Below are 22,227 nucleotides of genomic sequence, written 5' to 3'. Positions count from 1 at the left end.
CTATGCAAATCAAACAACTTATCCTTTTAGTAGGGGCATCGATGCTCTCCATTGCGAGCTTTGCCCAAGAGAAAAAAGGGGTAGAATCCCCGATCCTCTCTCTCCAGCAAAAGGCTGCAATTGCACTGCCTCACAGCTTTGGGCTCACGGATACAACAGCTCAAACGGCTACAGAGCCACTCCTCAACGCTTCGGCGCTAGCCGCCTCTTCGTCCGCAGTACTCCCTACCATCAAAGCCGATGCCAAGGGATGGTTTGCACTCAACGAGGCTAAGCCCAAGGCACGCACACTCCAGATCTATTCTGCACAGCTCTCTTGTACGAATTTCTCTAAGAGCACCCTCCGCCTTTATGGCACTCGCCCTGCAGCGATCTATTTGGATGGGGTCTTGTTGGATAAAGCCCTAAAGGGAGCCGCCACAGACACAGCTGCTCTGATTACCGCCCCCCTCACCCTCATCCCGGGGAGCCATCAATTAGAGATACGCTTCCTCTCTCAACCCTCGGATAATGCCCGACAAGCCTTCCGCCTCACCCTAGAGCAACCCTCTGAGAAAAGCTCTATTCAGACGGATGTACAGCAGAAGAAGTTACTCTCCCTCGCCTATATGATGTCCGGCAATAACCTCTCCAGAGTGCGCCTCTCCCCTTCAGGCAAGTATGCCCTCGTGATCTACTACTCGCAGCGTGAGCGCAAAACAGAGTATTTTGGACGCCTGATGCACGCCGATGGTCGCCTCATCCGCGAAAGCAAAGAACTAGTTTATGCCAATTGGCTCCCCGAAAGTGACCAACTCCACTTCGTACGCACCGAAGGGAGCAAACGCCTACTCGTAGTGCAATCGCCCGAGGGTGCTAGCGAAAAGATACTCCTCAGAGATTTACCTCAAGGGGAATACCGTTTCTCTCCCGACGCTAAAACGATCTATCTTGCCAAAGAGGTAAAGGGCGATGCCAAGGACGAAAAAGTAATACGCATGCGAGACCCCAACGACCGTATGCCCTCATGGCGAGACGCTACACAATGGATTGCCATAGACCTTGCCACGGGAGTACAATCTCCGCTCACCTCAGGGAAAGAAAATATCGGACTACTCGATATTGCCCCTTCGGGCAAACTACTCTTTGCTCGCTACACCACAGATTGGACAAAGCAACCCTACGACTTTAGCGACCTATACCAATTCGATCCGGCTACGGGCAAGGTAGATACCCTACTCCGTAGGTTTGTGGATTTGCATGAGGCACGCTATGTACCCGGGCACCCCGACTATCTACTCATCCGTAGCTCCCCCAATGCATTCGACGGCGTAGGTAAGGAACTCCCCAAAGAGCAGGTGGCAAATAGCTTCGAAGGCGAGATATTCATTTACTCCCTATCTAGCGGAAAGGTACAAACCCCGACCCTACACTTCGATCCCTCCGCAGAGGGAGGATCCTTTGACAAAGAGGGCAACTACTACTTTGTTGCAGAGAATGGTTCTCGCCGTCATATCTATCGTTTGGATATGAAGAAGGTGGCCGTACAGCCCCTCCCCGTGGCAGAAGACTATGTAACGAACCTATCAGTAGCCTACAATACGGGCGATTATTGGTACTTCGGGCAGAGTGCAACTACGGCCGATGCCCTCTATGCCGTCTACAAGGGTAAAGCTAAAAAGATCTGGGACCTTGACGCAGAAAAGATGGCAGATTATGAGCGTCCTATCATCAAAGAATTCGTCTACACCACGCCCGAGGGTACACCTATCGAAGGCTGGTACTACCTCCCTCCCAACTTCGACCCCTCGAAGAAATACCCCATGCTTATCTACTACTATGGAGGTACTTCTCCCATATCTCGCCGACTAGAGGGGACCTACTCGCTTGCCATGTATGCAGCACAAGGGTATGTGGTTTACACCCTCAATCCGAGTGGTACTACGGGCTATGGACAAGAGTTCTCAGCACGTCACCTCAACGCCTGGGGCGAACCTACCGCTACCGAAATCATTGCAGCCACCAAGGAATTCTGCCAAAAGCATCCCTTTGTAGATGCTAAAAAGATCGGTTGCTTTGGTGCGAGCTACGGAGGCTTTATGACCCAATACCTACAAACTAAGGGAGATACTTTTGCAGCAGCGGTAAGCCATGCCGGTATCAGCAGTATCAGTAACTATTGGGGTAGCGGCTACTGGGGTGTCGGTTACAACGCAACTGCCGCGGAGGGGAACTATCCTTGGACTCGCAAAGATATTTACGTAGACCGTAGCCCGCTATTCAATGCCGACAAAATCCATACCCCCCTACTATTGCTCCATGGCGATAGCGATACCAACGTACCCACCAGCGAGAGTGTGAACCTCTACAATGCGCTAAAGGTACTCGGTCGGGAGGTGGAACTTATCGAATTCACAGGGCAAGACCACTTTATCCTTGAGCCCGAACGCCGTGAGAAGTGGACGGCCAGCATACAAGCTTGGTTCGCCCGTTTCCTCAAAGACGATCCCTCTTGGTGGCAGCAGCTCTACGATGAGAAAAAATAATACGGCTGTCTAATAGAACAATATTCTAAGGCAGTAATAAGAAAAACCCTCCCCTATGGTTCGTCGCCATAGAGGGAGGGTTTCTATTTTAGGACTCAGGGAAAAGAAGGCGAAGAAGCCGATTTGCCTCTATCTTTGAGGCAATAGCGTTTGCCTCTCTAGGTCGAAAAGAGGAAGTATGGGATAGCGATCTTGCTCCAGACAAATGGCAATGGTGGGGAGATACCCCAGCTGCTCCAAACGAGCATAGTGCTCTACTCGGGAGATAAAAGAGAGGAGATCGCCTCTATATTTTTGGTAGGTAACCTCGGCCATCAGCAGGGCATCGTTGGCTCCCTTTGCATCTACATTTCGCTCGCCGAGATGGTACAGCAAGGCTCCTGCAAAGAGACAATCTTCTCCGGCAACCTGCCCCTTCCATCCGGCAGCGACCACGAGTACGCTCTTGAAATTCTCCCGAAGGATATAGTCGGAGAGGCAAGAGATGTTGCCAAAAGTCCCCACAGCAAGATGCTTTGCCCCAGCCTCTTGAGCCAGGTGAAGAGCTCGGGTACCATTGGTGGTGGTGAGTACCACTCGTTTGCCCGCTACCCTATCTCGAGTGTATTCTTCGGGGTCATTGCCTAGGGTTGCCCCCTCTACGCGCCGTGCATTGCGCTCGGCAGCTACGAGGTAATCAGGGTCATTTTGGTGTTGTAAACTCTCCTCTACCGTAGCTACCGGCTGCACCTCTAGGGCTCCATGATAGAGGGCAGAAAGGATGGTTGCCGAGGCTCGGAATACATCCGTTATCACTACAAGGGTACTATCCCAATCTTGCTGAGCATAGCAGCCAATCAGATCGGGAGAGGGACAAAGTTGTAGGGTTATCGCCATGGTATTAATCCTTTTTGGAGGAGTCTGTAGCCTCTTCAGCGCCCTCCGTATGGTGTCCATCCTTAGGATAGATGCGTTCGAAGATCTCTGTTATCTCGTCTACAAACTCTTTTCCTTTGGCTAGCTTGAGATAATCTGTGCCCCCGGGTTTGGTCAATTTCACCTCTTTGGTGTGAGGGAGATAGGTGACTTCCACCAGGTCGGTAAACTTACATACGACATGGGGTTTGCGCCCATAGTCATTACCGGCATAGAGTAGATACGCCTTTTCATCTATATAGTAATAGGTATCGTACCGGAGGTAAAGCACCACCCCAATGGGGATGAGTAGTGCAGGCGGGATGAGCGTCCACAAAGGAGCTGTTGTGGTATGAAAAATAACGATGATAAAGGCGACCATGGCAAGAACATAGAGGATTGCCACGAGATAAGCTGCCTTAGCGCTGCGTAGACTACGGCGTAAATAGTATTTTTTCATAGACTAAAACAAAGGTCTCCCCACCCGAAAATGAGAAGACCCTCTAGAACTATTATTGCATCAAGGTTAAGCTCCGAATTATTTACGGAAGGGGGCTTGCACAACCTCTGCCTTGAGCTTGCGACCCCGTACCACGATAGCAATAGGAGTACCAACCTTGGCATATTCTTTGGCTACATAGCCCATACCGATACCCTTTTTGAGCCAAGGAGACATCGTACCTGAGGTAACCTCCCCGATAATTTCGCCAGCTTCGTTGGCAATTTCGTAGTGCTGACGGGGTACTCCCTTGTCCTGAAGTTCGAAGCTCACGAGCTTACGTGTAAGCCCACCAGCCTTTTGCTCTTCGAGGAGCTTGCGACCAATCAACTCTTCTTTACCTTCAACAAGTTTGGTAATCCAGCCAAGACCGGCTTCGATGGGAGAGTGCGTATCGTCGATATCATGACCATAGAGACAGAAAGACATCTCTAGGCGGAGCGTATCGCGGCAACCAAGACCTGCGGGCATAATCCCTTCGGGCTTACCGGCTTCGAAGAGTGCCTTCCAGATCTTTTCGGCATACTCGGGATAGAAATAGAGCTCGAAACCACCGGCTCCTGTGTAGCCCGTAGCCGAAATAATCACGTTAGGACATCCGGCAAACTCGCCCACCTTGAAGGTGTAGTAGGTGATCTCCGAGAGATTGATGTTGGTAAGGCGTTGCATTACCTCGGTAGCCTTGGGGCCCTGCACGGCTAGCTGTGCAATATTATCCGAAGCATTTTCCAACTCTGCCCCCATCGTATTATGCTTTTGGCACCAAGCCCAGTCCTTTTCTATATTAGCGGCATTGGGTACCATCATGTACTTCTCTTCTTCGTAACGATAGAGGAGGAAGTCGTCTACGATACCCCCTTCTTCTGTGGGGAAGCAGCAGTATTGTACTTGACCTACGGCAAGTTTGGATGCATCGTTGCTCGATACTTTTTGGAGGAATGCCAAAGCATTGGGGCCTTTTACCCAAAACTCGCCCATGTGCGAAACATCGAATACCCCTACGTTATTCACTACATTGAGGTGTTCTTCGATAATGCCATTGTACTCGATAGGCATATTGTAGCCGGCAAATTCTGCCATCTTAGCACCGAGTGCAATGTGCAGGTCGGTAAATGGAGTCGTCTTCATACGTACGATATTGTATCTAATTTATTTTTTGTCCTAGGGACAAAGATAGCGAATTATTACTGTCCGATAAGCGAAAAAGAGGGATGAAGCCTCTAGACCCCACCTAGGAGCAAACGCCTAAAAAGTTAATTAACAATTTTGAATAGCTCAACTTCTAAAAACATCCTACCAAAGATCGATAAAAAAACTGCCCTACACGTAAAAACGCATAGGACAGAAACGAAAGAAATCCTCTCGCAATAGCCCCTAAAAGGCCAAGCGAAAGGAGTTTGAGGGAAGGCACTGAGGAGTTCGAGATCTTGACAGATTGAAGAACAATCTCCCTTTGGAGTAATGTTCTCCCCCGACTATGGGTTAAGGCCTTGGTTACTCGGGTATCTGTACCCCCTTGAGGGATTATATCATCGAGGGCTCAAGTTCTCTCACTTGCCTCAGTGCCTTTACTTCTTTAGACGCCCCCTCGAGCCGAAGGTTTAATCGGCTCTTCTTTCCTTATATACATAAATACGCACCGAAGAAATATCTAAGGATTGGGGGACTGTCTAATCACTATTTAGGATCAATCACACCACTAAGATACTCCAACCATTGGACCGCAGCAATGATTTCTTTCTATCGCACCATTCAGGATATTGATAGGAAGAATTTTATCGCTGAGTGCCAGCGCAGTAGCGAAAAATCTGAGGGGCTAAGAGAACTGTTTGCGGCGCAAAAGGAAGTCTCTCCCGAGGTACTTCTCCCGCACTATTTCGTTCTCTGCCAACTCTTCCGGCGTACCCTGAAAAAGCACCTTCCCCTCAAAAAGGAGGTACGCTCTATCTGTAATGGAGAGGGTTTCATTCACATTATGATCCGTAATAAGGATACCAATATTGCGCTCTTTGAGGTGCGCCACAATGTATTGGATATCTTGTACGGCGATGGGATCGACGCCGGCAAAGGGCTCATCGAGCATGATAAAACGAGGATTGATAGCCAAACAGCGTGCTATCTCCACACGTCTACGCTCGCCCCCGGATAGGCGACTTCCCAGATTCCGACGCACCTTATCAAGCCTAAACTCCTTGATAAGACGCTCCAAGCTCTCGGTCTGCTCCTCGCGAGACTGAGGCGTCATCTCGAGTACCGTACGGAGGTTGTCTTCCACCGTCATTTTGCGGAATACACTATCCTCCTGAGCTAGGTAGCCGATACCCAGACGTGCTCTCTTATACACCGGATAGTCTGTAATATCAACGTCATCGAGGATAATACGCCCCTCATTAGGCACAACAAGCCCCACGGTCATGTAAAAAGTAGTAGTCTTACCGGCGCCATTAGGGCCCAAAAGCCCCACAATCTCGCCTTGGTTTATCTCTACAGATACATGGTTGACAACCGTGCGACTGCGATAACGTTTGATCAGATTATCGGTACGGAGAGTACTCATCGGGATTTTTGTTTAGATCTCAAAATCGACACACGCACGCCCCTTTTTGTAGGGAGCAATAAGCTCTTTTACCACACTCTGATGCGCCGGATGCTCGGCATAGAGAGGGAGATCTTGCCAAGTCTCCAGGTCTGCTTCGAGGATAAATCCCACGGCTTCGGCAGGGTTCTCGTTGGGGTGCACACGCATAGCCTTAAGGGCTGGGATGCTAGCAGGGAGGGCCTCCAAAGCCACTTTTATTTGCTGAAGATGGGTTTGGGCAGCATCGGACGAAGCAAACCCCTCTAGGGTAAAGGTAACGAGATGACGGACCATTGTACTAGCGAATAATCGAGAAGATTTATTTGATTTAGATGGGAAACAACCTTTAGATAATCTGATGATTGAGGAGCGTCTCATCGAACATGGAGTCTTTGTATCCCAAGAAGTAAAGGATACCATCGAGCCCCACAAACGAGATACTCTGCCGTGCGGTTGCCTTCACCTTAGGCTTAGCGTGGAAGGCGATACCCAGCCCGGCCTCACGCAACATGAGGAGGTCATTGGCGCCATCCCCTACGGCCACCGTCTGCTGGAGGTCTACCTTTTCTACTTGGGCAATGAGCTTGAGCAATTCGGCCTTACGATGAGCATCTACGATCTCGCCCACATATCGACCGGTAAGCTTGCCATCCTCGCCCACCTCCAGCTGATTGGCATACACATAGTCTATCCCATATTTTTTCTGGAGGTAGTGACCAAAGTAGGTAAATCCCCCCGACAAGATGGCAATCTTGTAGCCCATGAACTTGAGCACTTTCATAAGACGCTCGATCCCCTCTGTCATTGGGAGATTCTCTGCAATCTCTTCCATCACAGATACATCCAAACCCTTGAGTAGTGCCACTCGCTCGGTAAAGCTCTCACGGAAATCAATCTCACCACGCATAGCGCGCTCGGTTATTTCCTTTACTTTGTCGCCCACTCCGGCCTTCATGGCCAACTCATCAATAACCTCTGTTTGGATGAGCGTAGAGTCCATATCGAAGCAGATAAGACGACGCATCCGGCGGAACATAGACTCCCTCTGGAAGGAGATATCCATATTGAGCTCGGCCGAAATGCGCAAGAGAGACTCTTTGAGAGCATCAATATCGTTGGGGGTACCACGCATCGAAAACTCGATACTGGCCATGGGTGCTCGAGCATCTTTCTCTAGAGGGATACGACCTGTAAGACGACGAATATTGTCGATATTAAGTCCCTGGTCAGCAGCCTCGTGTGCAAGAGCGGAGAGCATCTCTGCGGTAATTTTACGAGCTACTACCGTGATGATGTAGCGGTTCTTACCCTGAGCATCTACCCAACGTGTATAATTTTCGCTAGTGATAGGAGAGAAACGAATGGAGACACCCAACTCATAACTGCGGAATAAAAGATCTTTGAGGATCTTACCAGAAGCCTCCTCACTGGTCTGGAAAAGGATTCCCAGATTGAGGTTACTGTGAATGTCCGCCTGACCAATATCGAGGATAAAGGCATCGTGCTCTGCGAGGATCTGCATGAGCGAGGCAGTTACGCCGGGGCGATCGGTTCCCTGGATCGTAGCTAGTAGAAGCTTGTTTTTGTTTTGCATCATATGTAGTTATTAGCTACCTCAGATTTATTTTCACTGCGAGAAATTCTATAACAAAGATAGTAACTCTCGCCGATTGTTGACTACTTAATACAACAATCTATGCAAGTTAGCTCTACTCGTTCTATCGTCTCCCTCGCCTACTCCCCCCTTCAGTGGGGGAATAGGGGAAGGCAAAACTATTGCTTCTGCCCACTGATCTTCATGGGAGTGGCATTGAGCATTTTCTTACAGAATGCGCAAAGGTAACTCACCGAAGAGAAGTGATATTTTTTGGCGATCTCCGCAAGGGTCAATTCCTTTGCGATGAGATCACGGTAGATATAGACGGCTTTTTGCTTGTGCATCCACTGCAGTGGGGGGCAGTTGAACTCCTCTTTAAACGTACGCTTAAAGGTCGATAGCGACATCCCAAGTATCTCTGCCAACTCCTCCACATTACGGCAGTCGAGGTTGTGTCTGAAGACAAAAGCTCGGAAGCCCACATTGTGACAGTGGAAGTTTTCGAGGAAGGCATCTGCTACATTTCGGTCGTAGAAGGTGCGCAAGATGTAGAAGAACTCACGCAACTTATACTCATAGAGAGAAAGCGTTGTAGACCCCCTTCTAATATAGGAAACTACGGTTTGGCACCAACTATAGATAGGTTGCTTGATCTCCAGATAGGTAGTGGCCGAAACAAGCTGTGTATCTGAAGCGGTGACCCGATGGTGATGATCCAAATCTGCGCTACAATGAGCTCTATTTGGGCATCGGCCGGCACATAGCTGGATACTGGGGAGGAAACGGAAAGTTAAAACAGAACTTTCTTCCGCCAGGGTATGCAGCGTGAGCTGGGTGAAATGGGGCACAAGAAGCATATGATCTTGATGCAATACACGATCAAGATAGGGAGCCTCACGAACCACAATATCCCCATTAAGCGGGATCACAAGAGCATACTCATCCTCCGTTTCTATGGGGCGAGCGGCACCATGCGCAAGGGATAATATTGCGGGTGGCTGCCGAAGAGAAGAGGCCACTGCTGTAGAGTACTGCAGCGGGTGGTCGGCAAAAAGAACATCCGTCTCTATGTCTATAGACGGACAAGATACCTCTGGCGTGGCAGAAAAATCGTGCTGCTTCATATACATTGTTACTAACGAGCACAAAGGTAATCATTTTATCGCCATTTCGGACCTTATCAGTCAGCCCCCCCCCCGAATATTTAACTAGATTTATACTACCCTCTTGATTTTTAACGCGCCAGATGGGGTGAAAGAGATATTTTTCATGGCACAGCAAGAAGCACATACTTGTCCTCATCCCCACCCTCAGCACTCAAAAAAAAGGAGAAAGCGGAGAGTGTTTTGGAGAAGAAAGAAGCAAAGTTATTCTCTCGATTTTCATCCCCTCTCATCACGAAGAAAACTAAAAAAGCAGGATTTTTAGGAAAGAACGAAAAGCACAGATCCGTTCTTTCCCCTCTTCCTATGCTCCAGAAGGGCGCAAAAGGAAGTAAAAAAAGTCCCCTCTCCACTGCAAGAGCAGGAGAGGGGATCGTTTTAACAGTTCGATGCGATTACCAAGCGAAGATAGGATACTCGCGCATCATGTTGTTTACTTCGGCACGAACGGCAGCGATTACGGCATCATTTTCCGGATCGCGAAGCACGCGGTCGATAAGTTCAACGATGATAGGCATCTTGTCTTCCTTCACGCCACGAGTGGTGATAGCAGGCGTACCCACACGGAAGCCCGAAGTCTGGAATGCAGAGCGGCTATCGAAGGGAACCATGTTCTTATTCACCGTGATATCAGCAGCTACAAGGGCCTTCTCAGCCACCTTACCCGTAAGATCGGGATACTTGGTGCGGAGGTCAATAAGCATTGAGTGGTTGTCTGTACCACCGGAGATTACGTTGTAACCACAATCCATAAAGGCCTTAGCGATGGTAGCAGCGTTGAGCTTTACCTGCTCTTGATATACCTTGAATGAGGGGTCGAGAGCTTCGCCAAAAGCAACAGCCTTAGCAGCAATAACATGCTCAAGAGGACCACCTTGTACTCCGGGGAATACGGCAGAGTCGAGCAATTGAGACATCTTCTTGATTTCGCCCTTAGGAGTCTTCTTACCCCAAGGATTCTCAAAGTCTTTACCCAAAAGGATGATACCACCACGAGGGCCACGGAGAGTCTTGTGCGTAGTAGAGGTTACGATATGAGCATACTTTACGGGGTTCTTGAGAAGACCGGCAGCGATAAGCCCTGCAGGGTGAGCCATATCTACCATAAAGATAGCACCTACTTCGTCGGCAATCTTACGCATGCGTTCGTAGTCCCACTCGCGAGAGTAAGCCGAACCACCGGCGATAAGGAGTTTGGGTTTGTGCTGACGAGCGAGTTGCTCCATCTCATCGTAGTCTACCATACCGGTCTCACGGCTGAGGTTGTAACCTACGGGCTTGTAGAGGATACCTGAGCTATTAACGAGAGAACCGTGAGAGAGGTGACCACCGTGATCGAGATTAAGACCCATAAAGGTGTCGCCAGCCTCTAGACAAGCGAGGAGAACAGCCATGTTGGCTTGTGCACCTGAGTGAGGTTGTACGTTTGCCCATTCGGCATCGAAGAGCTGCTTGATGCGATCGATGGCGATTTGCTCACTTTTGTCTACTACTTCGCAACCACCATAGTAACGCTTACCGGGATAACCTTCGGCATACTTATTGGTCATGCAGCTACCCATAGCCTGCATTACTTGTTCGCTTACGAAGTTCTCAGAGGCGATGAGCTCAATGCCTTTCATTTGGCGCTGGTGCTCTTCCTCGATGAGGTTGAAGATGATGTTGTCTTTGTTCATATCTAGAGATGATTTAGTAATTATCTAAACGCTCCTGCAAAGGTAGCTTATTATCGTGATATAATTCCTTTTTCTAGGGAAGAGCCCCCTCTCAGCAAGAGAGCCTGCCGCCCCCCTATCAACCACCGGCTGATGCCATGAGGCTATCCGCTCCTACCCGCCCCTATTTCACCTCTCCCCTCCCCCTATTTTTGCATACGGTGAAAAGAGAAAAAAAAGACAGCCAAAAAGGGAGTCCCTTTCCGGCTGAAAAAAGTTTGATTTTAGGGTAGAAAAATCGGGAGAGCAGGGTGAAAAAAAATTCAGAAATCAGGCAGAGAAAAAAGGACCCTTGCCCCTTGCCCTAGAACAGCGACAGCGAGAGGGCAAACTCAGTGGCCCTAGCAGAGGCCCGATGCGCTCCCAGACTCGGCCCCATCGGCAGGGAGGTAACCACCTTCGCCTCAATAGCCCAATGCTCGCCTACACGCCAGCGGGCATAGCCAATACCGGCAATGCCCTTGCCGTAGAAAGAGCTAAGCAAATAGGTTGTACGCACATAGGGAGTGTAGTAGATACTCCGCTCGTCGAACGAGTCGGTTTGGTAAAAGAGGCCCAATCCGCCGATGCGGAAACGCTCCGTGGGGGTATAATCAACCTGCAACGAAGTAGAGAAGCCCCCCTGCCAAGCCATCCCCTTTGCCCTTTCTATATGATTTCTCTTGACTTGTGCCCCTAGGGTTGCCTTCCATCTGGGAGAAAAGGGGACAATGCCTCGCAGGTACAGAGCATGCCGTTGCCCTTTGTCACGCTCATAGTGAAGACGATACTGAGCAGAGATGAGGCATTGGGAGGCAAAAGCATAGCCCACACGCACCCCTAAGATACCGCCTTGAGAGGGAGCAGACTCGCCCTTCCGAGCCAGAAGACTTCGGTAAACATTCCAACTCAGCAGCAGATCGAGAGGTTCGAAAAGAGGGGCATGTGCCGCCATGTAGCAACCAAGTTCATTACCGGGGTAGGCATATCGGCTTGCAGCGTTGCCCAAGGGAGCCATATAAGAGGGCGATAGATAACGCCCCGAGAGTGTGTACTCTCCCCAATCGGGGTCGCGGAATCGCACGTAAGCAAGAGCCGCCTTTCCGCCTCGAGACGAGAGAGCTATCTCGCCGGCACTAAGCCACTGCCCCGAGCGAGAAGAGGCCCGATAATCCAACGAGAAATACTGAAGATAGCGTAAGTCGTGGGCTTCGTGGAGGTAGCTATAGTGGGGAAGTTGCTGCACGAGATGCCCCGGCCAATCCATACGGAGGTAGTTAAATGCCAAAGAGGCTTGTGGCACCCGAAAGGCAAGGCGTCCCCCCACAATCCGCTCCCGCACCTGGTGACGATGCTTCCACTCCAGCAGGGTGCGATGGTAGCCCGTTATCGCCAAGAGTTGCACCGAATTATCGCCCTCGTGGAGCACCCCATCACGCCTTCTATCCGAGTAAAAAAGGGACAAACGCAGGGCAGAGGTGCCCACTTCGGTAGCAACACCACGCAGGGTATTCTCTTCGTCGGCAGAGAGTGTGGCCTGTATGGGGGAGGGAGAGAGAGGCATCCCCAAGCGCAGCTCCGTACCCCGCATAAAGCCTTGGTAGGCTACCAAACCCAATCCCAACTTAAGGCGATAGTCGCCCACAACAAGCCGGCGAAGAGCGTACTCCGGTAGCTGCAAGGAGAGGTGAAAAGCCCCCCTATCGAGAGGCGGATACCGCTGTTGCAGGATGGGTTCTCCACGTTGGCTCGCCCCAAGCACCCCAAGAGAGAGGCGACGGCGCACTTGATACCGTGCCCTAAGATCGAGCGAATAGGGGCCTCCCAGCGTTTGGGGAGAGGGGGGAGAATCGCTCTGAACACCCCCAAATGCAACCTGCCCCGAGAGCGAGCCATCGGCAAAAGAGCGTACAATCTGTGAAGGCTCTCGCACGGGGATGAGCGCAAGATAGGGCAAAACACGGCGGAGGGTACGGATGTCCCACCCCGGGATTTGCTTTAGCTCCCGAAGCGAACGAAAGGCGCCCCCACGATGCAGCCTAGCCAATACGAATTGGTGCGCCGCATAGGGGGTGAGAAGCCCCGTGCCCACCAGCTCCTCTTCGCTCACGCTATTGACATCGATACGCAAAGCCGGATCGCTCACAAACTCGCCCAGCACTTCGCCTGCCTCAGCCTCGTCAAGTACCCCCTGCTCTAGCAACTGCTCCAGAAGATCATCCCGAAGCTCCTCGGCATCTAGTAGAGAATCCCTCTGGGTGGTGCGCACGCTGTCCCGCTGCCCCCACCCCTCAAGAGGGTGTAATCCAAGCAACAGAGAGCAGCAAAAGAGGGGCAAGAAGCGGAGAGTCAAACACCTCATAGCGAAGAGAGAGCCCCACAAGAAGGGCAACAAATAGAGAGAATAAACTTTTCCATAAATAGAGAAAGCTACCCAAGGGAAGGCCTAAACCTCTCCCTCAGATAGCTAAAACGGAATCTAGCACCCCATCATCAATCGAACTAAAAGGGTCAATAGTTCTTCGTCATCTGCTCTAGAGCTAAGCCTCTCTCCCACTCTCTCGCGAGCGAATATCCCGCCATAGGGGAGAGCACAAAGCCCTAGTAAGAGCACAACTACTGCTAAAGTTTCTTAGCAAACACGATGTTGGGTTGTGTGAATTGATTGACAGGATAGATCCGTACCATAGCCCACAGGTCTTGCGCTTCGTTGTAGAACGTGCGTATCAGGTTCGTCTCGTTATTAAACTCGAATCCCCTCTCCTTGAGTTGATTTGCTATGTTATCAGTTTTGTTTAGCACGAAGCTCACCGAGGTCAGAATGATCTGCGAACACGTTTCTTCTCCCTCCGGGATATAGTAAAGCACCTCGTTGTTGAAAGCCACGTTATCCACCTTCACACGCAAAAACGAGGACGAGAAGCTAACCGCCTGCCCTTTGCTCTCGAAGTAGGTCTTCAGTTCGTCTTTGGTTTTTCCCACAGCCTCAAAATAAATCTCGGGCATACGCACTTTGTTGTAGTCGAGGTCGTTTTGCACTCTTGCAAAAAGATACGTCACGCCCGGGGTCGTCTTTTTCACATGATTCGTAGTGGTACGGATCAAGGCTGAGGCAATCTGCACGCTCTGTCCATTGATAGCACGAGTTTGCAAATAGGCTGCCTCACACTCTCCTCTCTGCACGGGTGTAGGCCACTCTGCCCACTTTCCCTTTTTCAGCCGCTCGTCTATCTTGGAGAGATCCTGCTTTAGGGAGTCGCCCTTGGTACAGGGTTGATACACCTCTACGATCCTCTGATTCTCCAGACGATAGATTGTTTGAGGATACACCTCGTCGCCCGTAGAGAAAACCAAGGTAGAGGCATCAGACTCCGCTTTGACGTAGTGATGGCCCTCGCCTTCCTCAAATTTAATGATATCGTCTACGCTGCCGGCAAAGTCGTAATCGATGATGGGGAACTTGTATTCTGCCCTTTTTTCTACCGGAGGGGTGGGGGTATTACCGCTTCTTCCACAGGCACAAGCGACCAGCAGTAGAAGGGAGGCAAACCCCCATTGTAGCGCTTTTGTATTCATATTCATAACCTGTATTCTTAGCACTATATCGCCAACTCAATTAGAGCAATAGGCTCTTTTCGCCATAGCGAACCACTACTCGTTGGTCTGCATTTACAAGCGTAACGGAGCCTTCTTGGGCCTTTGGGAAAGAGATAAGAAGGGTACCATCGAGAGCATATACCTTGAGTTCGCAGCCCTTCATATCCGAGAAATAAATCGTGCTTGCCGCACGCCATACCTTTGCTTCGCCCAACGTGAGATTGCTTGTAGCGGTATCTTCCATCGATTTAACCTCGATATTATCCACCTCTACCCCCGTAGAGTAAACGGCTGTGGATGCCCCCTTGTAAGCCACGGCAAGGAAATATTTCCCGATGGGAGCATTCGGTGCCTTTACAGTCACCCTCTTTAGGGTGGCATACTCGGCTTGTTTTTCGTAATTCATCTCGAAGATAGGATTGCCCATGGTACCGTCCGGTGCAATAAGGTAGGCCATAAACGAAGTAGTAGTAAATAGGCCCTTACCCTTGAGCATGGCAAAATCGAAAGAAACCTCGGGGATATGTTTTTCGGGATTATTCAAGCAGGGGCTTATCAAATAGGCCATACCCAAGTCCCAAGGTGTGGAGGAGATATCCATCGTTGCCACCATGTTGGTTGCATCGAAAGACGAAGGCGCAAACTTCCAATCCTCATATCCGGCAGCGACAGCGGTAGACCAGCCCTTAGGGAGCGCCGCTGCTGCAAAAGGCTCGGCAAGCTCGGTAAGCGTTGTTTCTGTGGGCAATCCCTCTACGGGGTTACCGCCTAGGCCACGGCCTCTGAGTAGGATCGATTCCTTAAGTTCGCCACTTACAACCTCTATTTTAGCCTCGTGCACACCGGGCTTGAGGGGTCTAAACACAACACTAAGCTTACCGCCATCGATGGCCAGCGCCCCTGTGATGGTAAAGGTGGCCTCGGAGGGATCTTGCTGTATTAGGGTATAGGTAGGTACCTCTTTGAGGTTAAGGCCTTTGATTTCTATCTCCTTGACATAAGAATTGTCGTTGACATCGCAATCCTCAAACACCACAGTAGAGGGGATACCTACGAGCGAGGGATCGGGCGTGGGCGCCATGCGATTTTTGGCTTCCACTTTGATTTCATCAATGTAAATACTCGGTGCAGCTCCGAAGATGCCCATATCTCTTGTATAGATCTTGAGGGCGCAGTTGTCGTCTCCGGCGGGCATCAGGATCTCCAGCTCCTCATAATCTTCGGAGTAGGTAGCCGTTACCGTTTCGTTTTCGGAGTCGTAGTCTTCTTTATCGAAGCGGAAGTAGATATACTTTGAGGTCTCAAAAGACTTTGCCTTTATGGTTATCTTGATCTCCTCTCCTGAGAAGTCCATCGGTTTCGTAATAAGCAAAGCGCCTTTATTGCCATGGAAGAGAACGGCTCCACCGGCTTGGTACAACCCCTTCGACTTAGAGAGGTCGAAGTCTTTGAGTGCTGCGTCGGCGGGCACTTTGAGGTCGTCGGAGGGGGCATCGGCTGTATTGTTAGTTCCCTTCGTAAGCGAGTCGAAAGTCTCGTGTAGTACAGTGGTCCACTTGTCCGTCTCTTGTGCATTCATCCTAAGCGAGAATGCCTGCCATGCCACAAAGGCAAGAGCTAAAGCCGTAGAAAAAATGTAGCGGTGTTTCATAATCTTTCTTCTGTTTTTCAGTTAAACTATTTATGCTTTTTAATTTGAATGAACATGTAGCTTCTGCGAACCAATAGAGCCTCCCACCAGCACGATTTGGGCGAGATATTGCCCCGGAGAGAGGGAGATTTGCCCCAACTGCTGAGGGGTGAGATCTCCCAATAGCTGCCCCGAGAGATCATAAAAAAGAACTCGCTCCACAGCTCCCGAATCCAGCAAATAGGGATGCCCTCCGGCCCCAACACAAAGCCGGGGAGTGGGGCTACCATTTATCAACGGTTGAGTAAACGAGGGCTTCTCATCCGACAAGATCGCCTCTATCTTTAGCTTCGTTTCGTCTTGGCACTCCGGGGGGAGATCAAAACTATACTGCCCCTCCCCCTTTTCTTCTATTTGCCCTAGCGACCTCCCATCACAGAGCATGTTATATCCTATAATATGGGGGAATAGGCTAGGCGACTCTCCCCGATACAACTCTACGGCTTGTCCCGAGAGAGGAGCATCCGACACGAGGGTCTCTAGAGCTAAACTATGGGTCAAAGTTTTGTATTCGAAGAAGTTTTCTCCATTGAGAGAGGCGAGCATACTGCGCCCCAAGAGCCTAGGCTCTGAGGTCATGGCTACGAAGGGATCTTTTGTATCGCCCCTAAATCGAAGCCCAACAAACAGGGGCTCTGTCTCCTTCAATTCGAAGGGAGTGGTAAGAGCGACCTCCTGCACCTGCCCTAGCTGCTCGGGCAAAACAACCCTCTGTACATGGGTACGATCCCCCTGCTTGATGTATAGATAAGGAATAGCCTTGGCACTGATAGGGACAAAACGAAGAGCAGTAATATACTTACCATGCATCACGGCATTCCTCAATTGATCGGCCCCATAGCGCACCCCCACATAGAAGAAAGAGGCTGTCTCAATGCCCCCCACCTTGATCAGCTCTTCGGGAAGGATCCTTGCGTTATAGGTCCAAACTTGCCTTAGTTGCGGCTTCTTCCAGAGCACTTTGCCCTCCCGCAGAGCATCTATGGGAACTGAGATATGCCGACTCTGTGCGGAGAAATAGGTGCCCACGGGGCGACTTTCGTCACCTGTATAGAGGGCCGTGATGGAGATATAATGCGTGCCCTCTTGCTGGAAGTTGAGGAGCGCCGTTTGCTGCCCCTTGGGGATGGTTAGCGCTTTTTGGTTATCCACGTACAAGACATAGCCCTGTAGAGAGGCTAAATCCCCATCAGGAGCGACCCAGGAGGCATGCATCCCCAGCTGCCCCTGCCAGACCACAAAGTCTCGTACTCTAGGGCGTGCTCCCAAGGGATAATACCCTGCAAGGGAGAGGAGATCTGAGTTCCCAGGGGCAAGCCATTGAGCCAAGCCCATACTCCCAAAGTGCACTGCAAGCCTTCCGTAATAGTTGGTTCCCTCGGGCGCACTACAAGCCGCAGTTCCTCCCGTTAGAGTACCTACCAAGTGGTGCTCTGCATCAAACAAGCCTGAGCCACTAGAGCCTTTTTCTGTCACCCCATAGCCATGCTTCGTGGCTGCGTAGGTTACATCCAGATGGGCATCCATTTGAGAGGATTCGTCCCATCTGCCTACTCGCGGGGTAGAGGTATAAGTAGAAATCTTAGCGGCATCTCCCGAGGGGTGATGTATCCCAACCCCCGAAGTTGGAAGCGTAGAAGAGCGCGACCATCCACTAAAATAGAGATCATACGAGGGGGGAATCGCCTCCTTTAGCCGTAAGAAGAGTCCATCTGTTCCGCCCTTGAGCGAGCTAACTGCCAATTGCTCTGCCCCCACAAGGGATACCGCATGTAGCGATGCGGCACTCTCATTCCCACACTGCTCTTTTTCGTAATGGAAGTAAAAGACCCATTGCTCTAGGTCTTCTGCCGAAGCCTGTCTACCCTCACCGGGGATAGCACAATGCGCTGCCGTAATGAGGTAGGGGGTACCATCTTGCTTGCTATTATTGAGCAAAGTACCCGTACACACGGCTATATCGTTGCCTACTTTCGTCTGAATAAAGGCGATACTCTTCTTCTCCTTTTGCCATGCAACACCCTCCTCGCAATTGATATTGACCATGCAGGAGCCGGAATTATCTTCACCAGCATAGTCGTAACCATCGGCACGAAGCCTACGACCTCTAGGGAGCCGAACGATATACCCAAGGGCCTCAACTGCCACCTGTGGGGCCTCACCCCGGGCGGAGGGCTGGTACTCCAGGATTACCCGATCCCCCATCAGCATCTCCGTAGCAAAGTGCGTCCCCGACCTTTTAGGTGCAGACAACTCTGTATAAGCCCCCAGCACCTCGCTTCCTGTTGGAGTATAGAGAAACAAGCGAGCCCCCTGAGGGATCTCAAATGAGGAATAGTAGAGGGAGAGGGCTTTGGCCCCGGGCGCCGCAACCTCTAGTTGCCAAATGGATAAATCGGGGTTGTACTGCCAAGCGGGCGCTCTCTTATCCAGGGAAATCGTCTGCCCTATGTAGAAAACGCCATCTTGCCGATTTTTCCACGAGAGGCGTGCCTCAGTATCCTGTCTATTCAGATGAGTAAGGTTAACCTTTGCCCGAGTGGCTACAACAGAGCCAATGCCTCGTGGTTGCCCCCCGCACTGCTCCTGTGCCCACATCGCACCCTTTCCCACTCCCAACCATGCGGGAAAAAGCAAGAAAAATCGAATGCAAAAGAAAAACAAATCCTTCCGGCTCATCGCAAACCCCAGACGAATTAAATATAAATTAAACAATAAAGAGGTATAAGAAATTGAGCCAACTCACTGCTCGAAACTCTTAAAACCCTGATGCTTTTATATCATTTATTCGAGGGCAAATGTAGTCCTTTTTCAAAAGACAAACAAGAGAAGGAGAAGATTTCACCTCAGTTCGGGATAAGAAAGTGTCCCGAACTGGCGTATTTACATCGTTCATTTTCCCCTTATCTACACCTGTTTTGCTTATGCAAAGAGAAACGACCTACCTTTCTGCCAAACCATTCCACAAGTCCTAGCCCTTGTGTTTGCCTGCATCGCCTTAGCTTGGGTATGCCTTAAATTTTACGATATGCCCGTAAGGCGATGGCTGCAAAAGCGATTTGTGTGAGCGCAACAAAGTAGCACCATACAGCTGATTTTGCATGGTATCCCCTTGTTAAACAACTGCCGATACACACTATTGGCGCATTTCTTTCGCCAGTAGTTTTGCAGCATCGCCCCTTAATTTGCGTTCTGCCAAATAGTTGTTCAGCAGTTGGGTTTTCTCTTTGAAGGCGAAGGACGAGGAAAGCTTGCCTATGGCGGCGCGTAAGGGCAGTTGTTGGTAGTGCGGGTCGGCATCGCCAAGCCCTATTCGGCTACCATACATCAAGTACGACTTGTCGCGCGGGTCGGTAGCGGCATCAACTTCAAACAGCACCTGTTGACCCTCAACACAATGAAAGAGGGGCGCAAGCGCGAATGTGCCTGCGTGATGCGTGTCGAAGAAGTTGGCATCGAGGAGGTTGGCCGATGCGTTTACGCCACGCATGAAGTGCATCAGCACATTGTTTGGGCCGAAAACCATGCTGCCATCGGCAAACACCGCGCTGCGAATAAGGGCCGAATAATAATAGTTTGCGTTTACAGAGAGCGAAATGCCCATGCAAACGCGATTGTCCATCTTATAAGGCGAGCAGGCTTCTTTGCCTCGGCGGTGCACATACAGCTCGCCAAAATGGTTTGCTTGCAGTTCGTTGGTGTGCACGTATGGGTCTTCGAACACACCTGCGCGATAGAAATAACTTTCTAGTTCGATGGGATAGAGTTCCACCTCGTGCGCGCGTATTTTATAATGGTGTAACAGTTGGGCTGTGGTTTGTTGCAGCATGCTTTCTATTTCTGCCTTTTGTGTGGTGGTAGCAAGCTGTGCCAACATCTCTTTAATGTTCATTTCCATATTCTATTGTTTCTTGTACGATGAAGGACTTTGCCGCAAAATGGCATCGACCTACAACGCAAAAGTAGGAAAAACTAGGCAAGTTGTACGCGCTGTGGGCATAAATTAATAAAGAAGTCGTCTTGACTTTTAAGGGTTCTATAAATTGGGAGACGTTTGTTATCTCCGAAATGCCCACACAAGCGTATATGGCGTGTCGTACAAATCAACTCACGGGCCTAATCTGCTCACGAAAAACCAACAACTCCCGAATGTATCTACTCATCCACTTACAAGCTCACCAACCCCAAATTCACAAGTTCATAAACTCACGAACTTATAAACTTACGCCAGTTCGGGATAAGGATTTGCTTAGAAAAGTTCCAATTGCCTAGTCTTTTCAATGCGCACGGGCAGTGCCTCGGGCTTATTCTCGAAGAAACAGTATGCAGCCAATGCCGCACAGAGATTCATGAGGAAGTTATGTACGGAGCGATGGCGTGAATGGACAAGGTTGGCCTTGTTCTTGAGCAGTTCGTTGATGCATTCTATTATATATCGCTTGCGCAGCATCATCTTGTCCCACAAGGGCATAAGCTTGTTTTTCATGTTTGATTTGAGCCCGTGAACGAGATGGATGCCTTGGTTGAAGAGGTTCTCAAAGAACTCTTGCTTGATGTAGCCCTTATCGGCAAATACTTTGCCGTAGAGCACCTTGGTGAAGACCTGCCACACCCTAGGGTCCCTGTCGTCCACGTTTGCGGGAGTTAGGCAGAACGTGAGTACATCGCCCATCTCGTTGCACAGCAGATGAAGCTTGAAACCATGACACCACCCCATTGTTCCCTTTCCGTTCTTAGCAAGTCCATCAAACACCTTGTTGAAATTCCTTCTCATGTTGTGGCATACGGGAATCATCGTGCTGTCCACGAAACTAATGCCCGTGCACTTTCCAAAACCTTGGATGCGCATGAAGGCCATCAGCTCGAAGAACACGCGAGGCATGAGTTCCACGAAACGCGTGTAGGACACGGCCTTAGGGAAGTAGCTTGCCAAATGCTCCTTGATGAAGAAGAGATAATAGTGCTTGAAGTTGCGGAAAGAGCCAAAATGATAGCACAACAGGATGGTCATGATTTCGCTCTTGGACATCTGTCCTTTACGGTTTCGCATGCGCTTATATCCCTCGTCTATGGGGGCGATGTGTAGGTTTTTAGTTAACTCGGCATCTAAATTCTTGCAGAACTCATCCAATATACAAAATATTTCTGTAACTTTGTCTGTGGTAATCATCGCTATATATGTTTTGTAAGTTATTGATTTACAACTATAAAGTTACAAAATAATAGCGAGATTGCCAACTTTTTAGGACACTTTTTTATCCCGAACTGGCGTAGTGTATTCGTCTGACAAGCCAAGCACGGCAATCACCACAGGAGGCTCGTGTGCTACCACGATTCATTTCGTGTGGTATTGTTGCTACTTTTAGAGTTACGCATCTATGATGCAAACTGCGAATTGGAAATTACTTTTACTGAAAGGGTGGAACTATCATCATCAGACTTCATTATAAAATACCTATTTTGAGGTATTGTATCATTTCCTTACCTTTTCTATCTTTGCACCGAATAAATTTCATTCTTATGATAAGAAATAAACACGACATACCACAGGGATATGGGTTCCCGTTAAGCCAAGCGCACCGTTCAAGAAAAAACGGTGCGCTTTTTTATGAACAAAACCAAGCAATGTTCATTTTTAATAAAATGGGAGTATTCCAAGTGCTTAAAGGTCAAAAAGAATATGGATTTAAACAATAATCATGAGCGATAAGAATATACTTCACAACTTCCTATTGGTGCTAATTCTCTCATTTACATGGCAGAATATATTTGCTCAAAAGATTGTTTTTGGGCAAATTACTGATGGACAAACCCTCCAGCCGTTAGACGGAGCCTCTGTAATTTTGGAAAATTCCAATATAGGTACAATTTCTAATCACATAGGTATGTTTAGAATGAAACTTCCATCAAAAAGCAGTAGGAGGATTAAAGTACAATATATGGGGTACAAAAGTCGTAATATAATCCTCAATAAAAAATTATGCGTCAAT

17 protein-coding genes are annotated in these 22,227 nt (G+C 49.6%); 3 read left to right on the top strand and 14 right to left on the bottom strand.

Features of this window, described 5'->3' with window-relative positions:
- Nucleotides 1-2: 2 nt before the first annotated feature.
- A complete protein-coding gene (locus tag Q0090_RS03035) occupies nucleotides 3-2,525 on the top strand; it encodes a prolyl oligopeptidase family serine peptidase (RefSeq protein WP_297947324.1) in 2,523 nt (840 codons plus the stop codon).
- 129 nt (nucleotides 2,526-2,654) lie between these two features.
- Here Q0090_RS03035 and Q0090_RS03030 read toward each other — a convergent pair whose 3' ends face one another.
- The 14 genes from Q0090_RS03030 to Q0090_RS02965 all read right to left on the bottom strand — a co-directional run bounded on the left by Q0090_RS03030 (nucleotide 2,655) and on the right by Q0090_RS02965 (nucleotide 21,407).
- Nucleotides 2,655-3,401: a 2-phosphosulfolactate phosphatase gene (locus Q0090_RS03030; RefSeq protein WP_297947322.1), complete on the bottom strand. Its 747-nt coding sequence runs from the start codon at nucleotides 3,399-3,401 to the stop codon at nucleotides 2,655-2,657.
- A 4-nt stretch (nucleotides 3,402-3,405) separates the two neighbouring features.
- Nucleotides 3,406-3,879: a hypothetical protein gene (locus tag Q0090_RS03025; RefSeq protein WP_297947320.1), complete on the bottom strand. Its 474-nt coding sequence runs from the start codon at nucleotides 3,877-3,879 to the stop codon at nucleotides 3,406-3,408.
- A 78-nt stretch (nucleotides 3,880-3,957) separates the two neighbouring features.
- Nucleotides 3,958-5,046, bottom strand: coding sequence for a glycine cleavage system aminomethyltransferase GcvT (gene gcvT, locus Q0090_RS03020; protein WP_297947319.1), 1,089 nt, complete (start codon nucleotides 5,044-5,046; stop codon nucleotides 3,958-3,960).
- Nucleotides 5,047-5,734: 688 nt separating this feature from the next.
- Nucleotides 5,735-6,475, bottom strand: coding sequence for an LPS export ABC transporter ATP-binding protein (gene lptB, locus Q0090_RS03015; RefSeq protein WP_297947317.1), 741 nt, complete (start codon nucleotides 6,473-6,475; stop codon nucleotides 5,735-5,737).
- Between the two features lie 12 nt (nucleotides 6,476-6,487).
- Nucleotides 6,488-6,790: a Dabb family protein gene (locus Q0090_RS03010; protein ID WP_297947315.1), complete on the bottom strand. Its 303-nt coding sequence runs from the start codon at nucleotides 6,788-6,790 to the stop codon at nucleotides 6,488-6,490.
- A 52-nt stretch (nucleotides 6,791-6,842) separates the two neighbouring features.
- Nucleotides 6,843-8,090, bottom strand: a complete 1,248-nt coding sequence (gene serB, locus Q0090_RS03005) for a phosphoserine phosphatase SerB (protein ID WP_297947512.1) — start codon at nucleotides 8,088-8,090, stop codon at nucleotides 6,843-6,845.
- 179 nt (nucleotides 8,091-8,269) lie between these two features.
- Nucleotides 8,270-9,217 carry a helix-turn-helix transcriptional regulator gene (locus tag Q0090_RS03000; RefSeq protein WP_297947313.1) on the bottom strand — a complete coding sequence of 316 codons (948 nt, stop codon included), beginning with the start codon at nucleotides 9,215-9,217 and terminating at the stop codon, nucleotides 8,270-8,272.
- A 434-nt stretch (nucleotides 9,218-9,651) separates the two neighbouring features.
- Entirely contained in the window at nucleotides 9,652-10,932 is a 1,281-nt protein-coding gene (gene glyA / locus Q0090_RS02995; protein WP_297947311.1) for a serine hydroxymethyltransferase, read from the bottom strand.
- Between the two features lie 343 nt (nucleotides 10,933-11,275).
- Nucleotides 11,276-13,219, bottom strand: coding sequence for a hypothetical protein (locus Q0090_RS02990; RefSeq protein WP_297947309.1), 1,944 nt, complete (start codon nucleotides 13,217-13,219; stop codon nucleotides 11,276-11,278).
- A gap of 353 nt (nucleotides 13,220-13,572) precedes the next feature.
- Nucleotides 13,573-14,526, bottom strand: coding sequence for a hypothetical protein (locus Q0090_RS02985; RefSeq protein WP_297947307.1), 954 nt, complete (start codon nucleotides 14,524-14,526; stop codon nucleotides 13,573-13,575).
- 40 nt (nucleotides 14,527-14,566) lie between these two features.
- Nucleotides 14,567-16,198 (bottom strand): hypothetical protein, encoded by a 1,632-nt coding sequence (locus tag Q0090_RS02980; protein ID WP_297947305.1) that lies wholly within the window; start codon nucleotides 16,196-16,198, stop codon nucleotides 14,567-14,569.
- A 39-nt stretch (nucleotides 16,199-16,237) separates the two neighbouring features.
- Nucleotides 16,238-18,835 (bottom strand): hypothetical protein, encoded by a 2,598-nt coding sequence (locus Q0090_RS02975; protein ID WP_297947303.1) that lies wholly within the window; start codon nucleotides 18,833-18,835, stop codon nucleotides 16,238-16,240.
- Between the two features lie 538 nt (nucleotides 18,836-19,373).
- Entirely contained in the window at nucleotides 19,374-20,135 is a 762-nt protein-coding gene (locus Q0090_RS02970) for a hypothetical protein (protein ID WP_297947301.1), read from the bottom strand.
- A 351-nt stretch (nucleotides 20,136-20,486) separates the two neighbouring features.
- Nucleotides 20,487-21,407: an IS982 family transposase gene (locus Q0090_RS02965; protein WP_297947299.1), complete on the bottom strand. Its 921-nt coding sequence runs from the start codon at nucleotides 21,405-21,407 to the stop codon at nucleotides 20,487-20,489.
- A 350-nt stretch (nucleotides 21,408-21,757) separates the two neighbouring features.
- Between Q0090_RS02965 and Q0090_RS02960 the strand changes: the two genes are divergently transcribed.
- Nucleotides 21,758-21,934 carry a hypothetical protein gene (locus Q0090_RS02960; protein WP_156932271.1) on the top strand — a complete coding sequence of 59 codons (177 nt, stop codon included), beginning with the start codon at nucleotides 21,758-21,760 and terminating at the stop codon, nucleotides 21,932-21,934.
- 2 nt (nucleotides 21,935-21,936) lie between these two features.
- Nucleotides 21,937-22,227 (top strand): carboxypeptidase-like regulatory domain-containing protein (locus tag Q0090_RS02955; RefSeq protein ID WP_297947297.1); only part of this gene is annotated, 291 nt, incomplete at its 3' end.

Source organism: uncultured Porphyromonas sp., from assembly GCF_938023125.1.
Lineage (GTDB): Bacteria > Bacteroidota > Bacteroidia > Bacteroidales > Porphyromonadaceae > Porphyromonas.
This window is presented reverse-complemented; position numbering and strand designations above follow the sequence as displayed.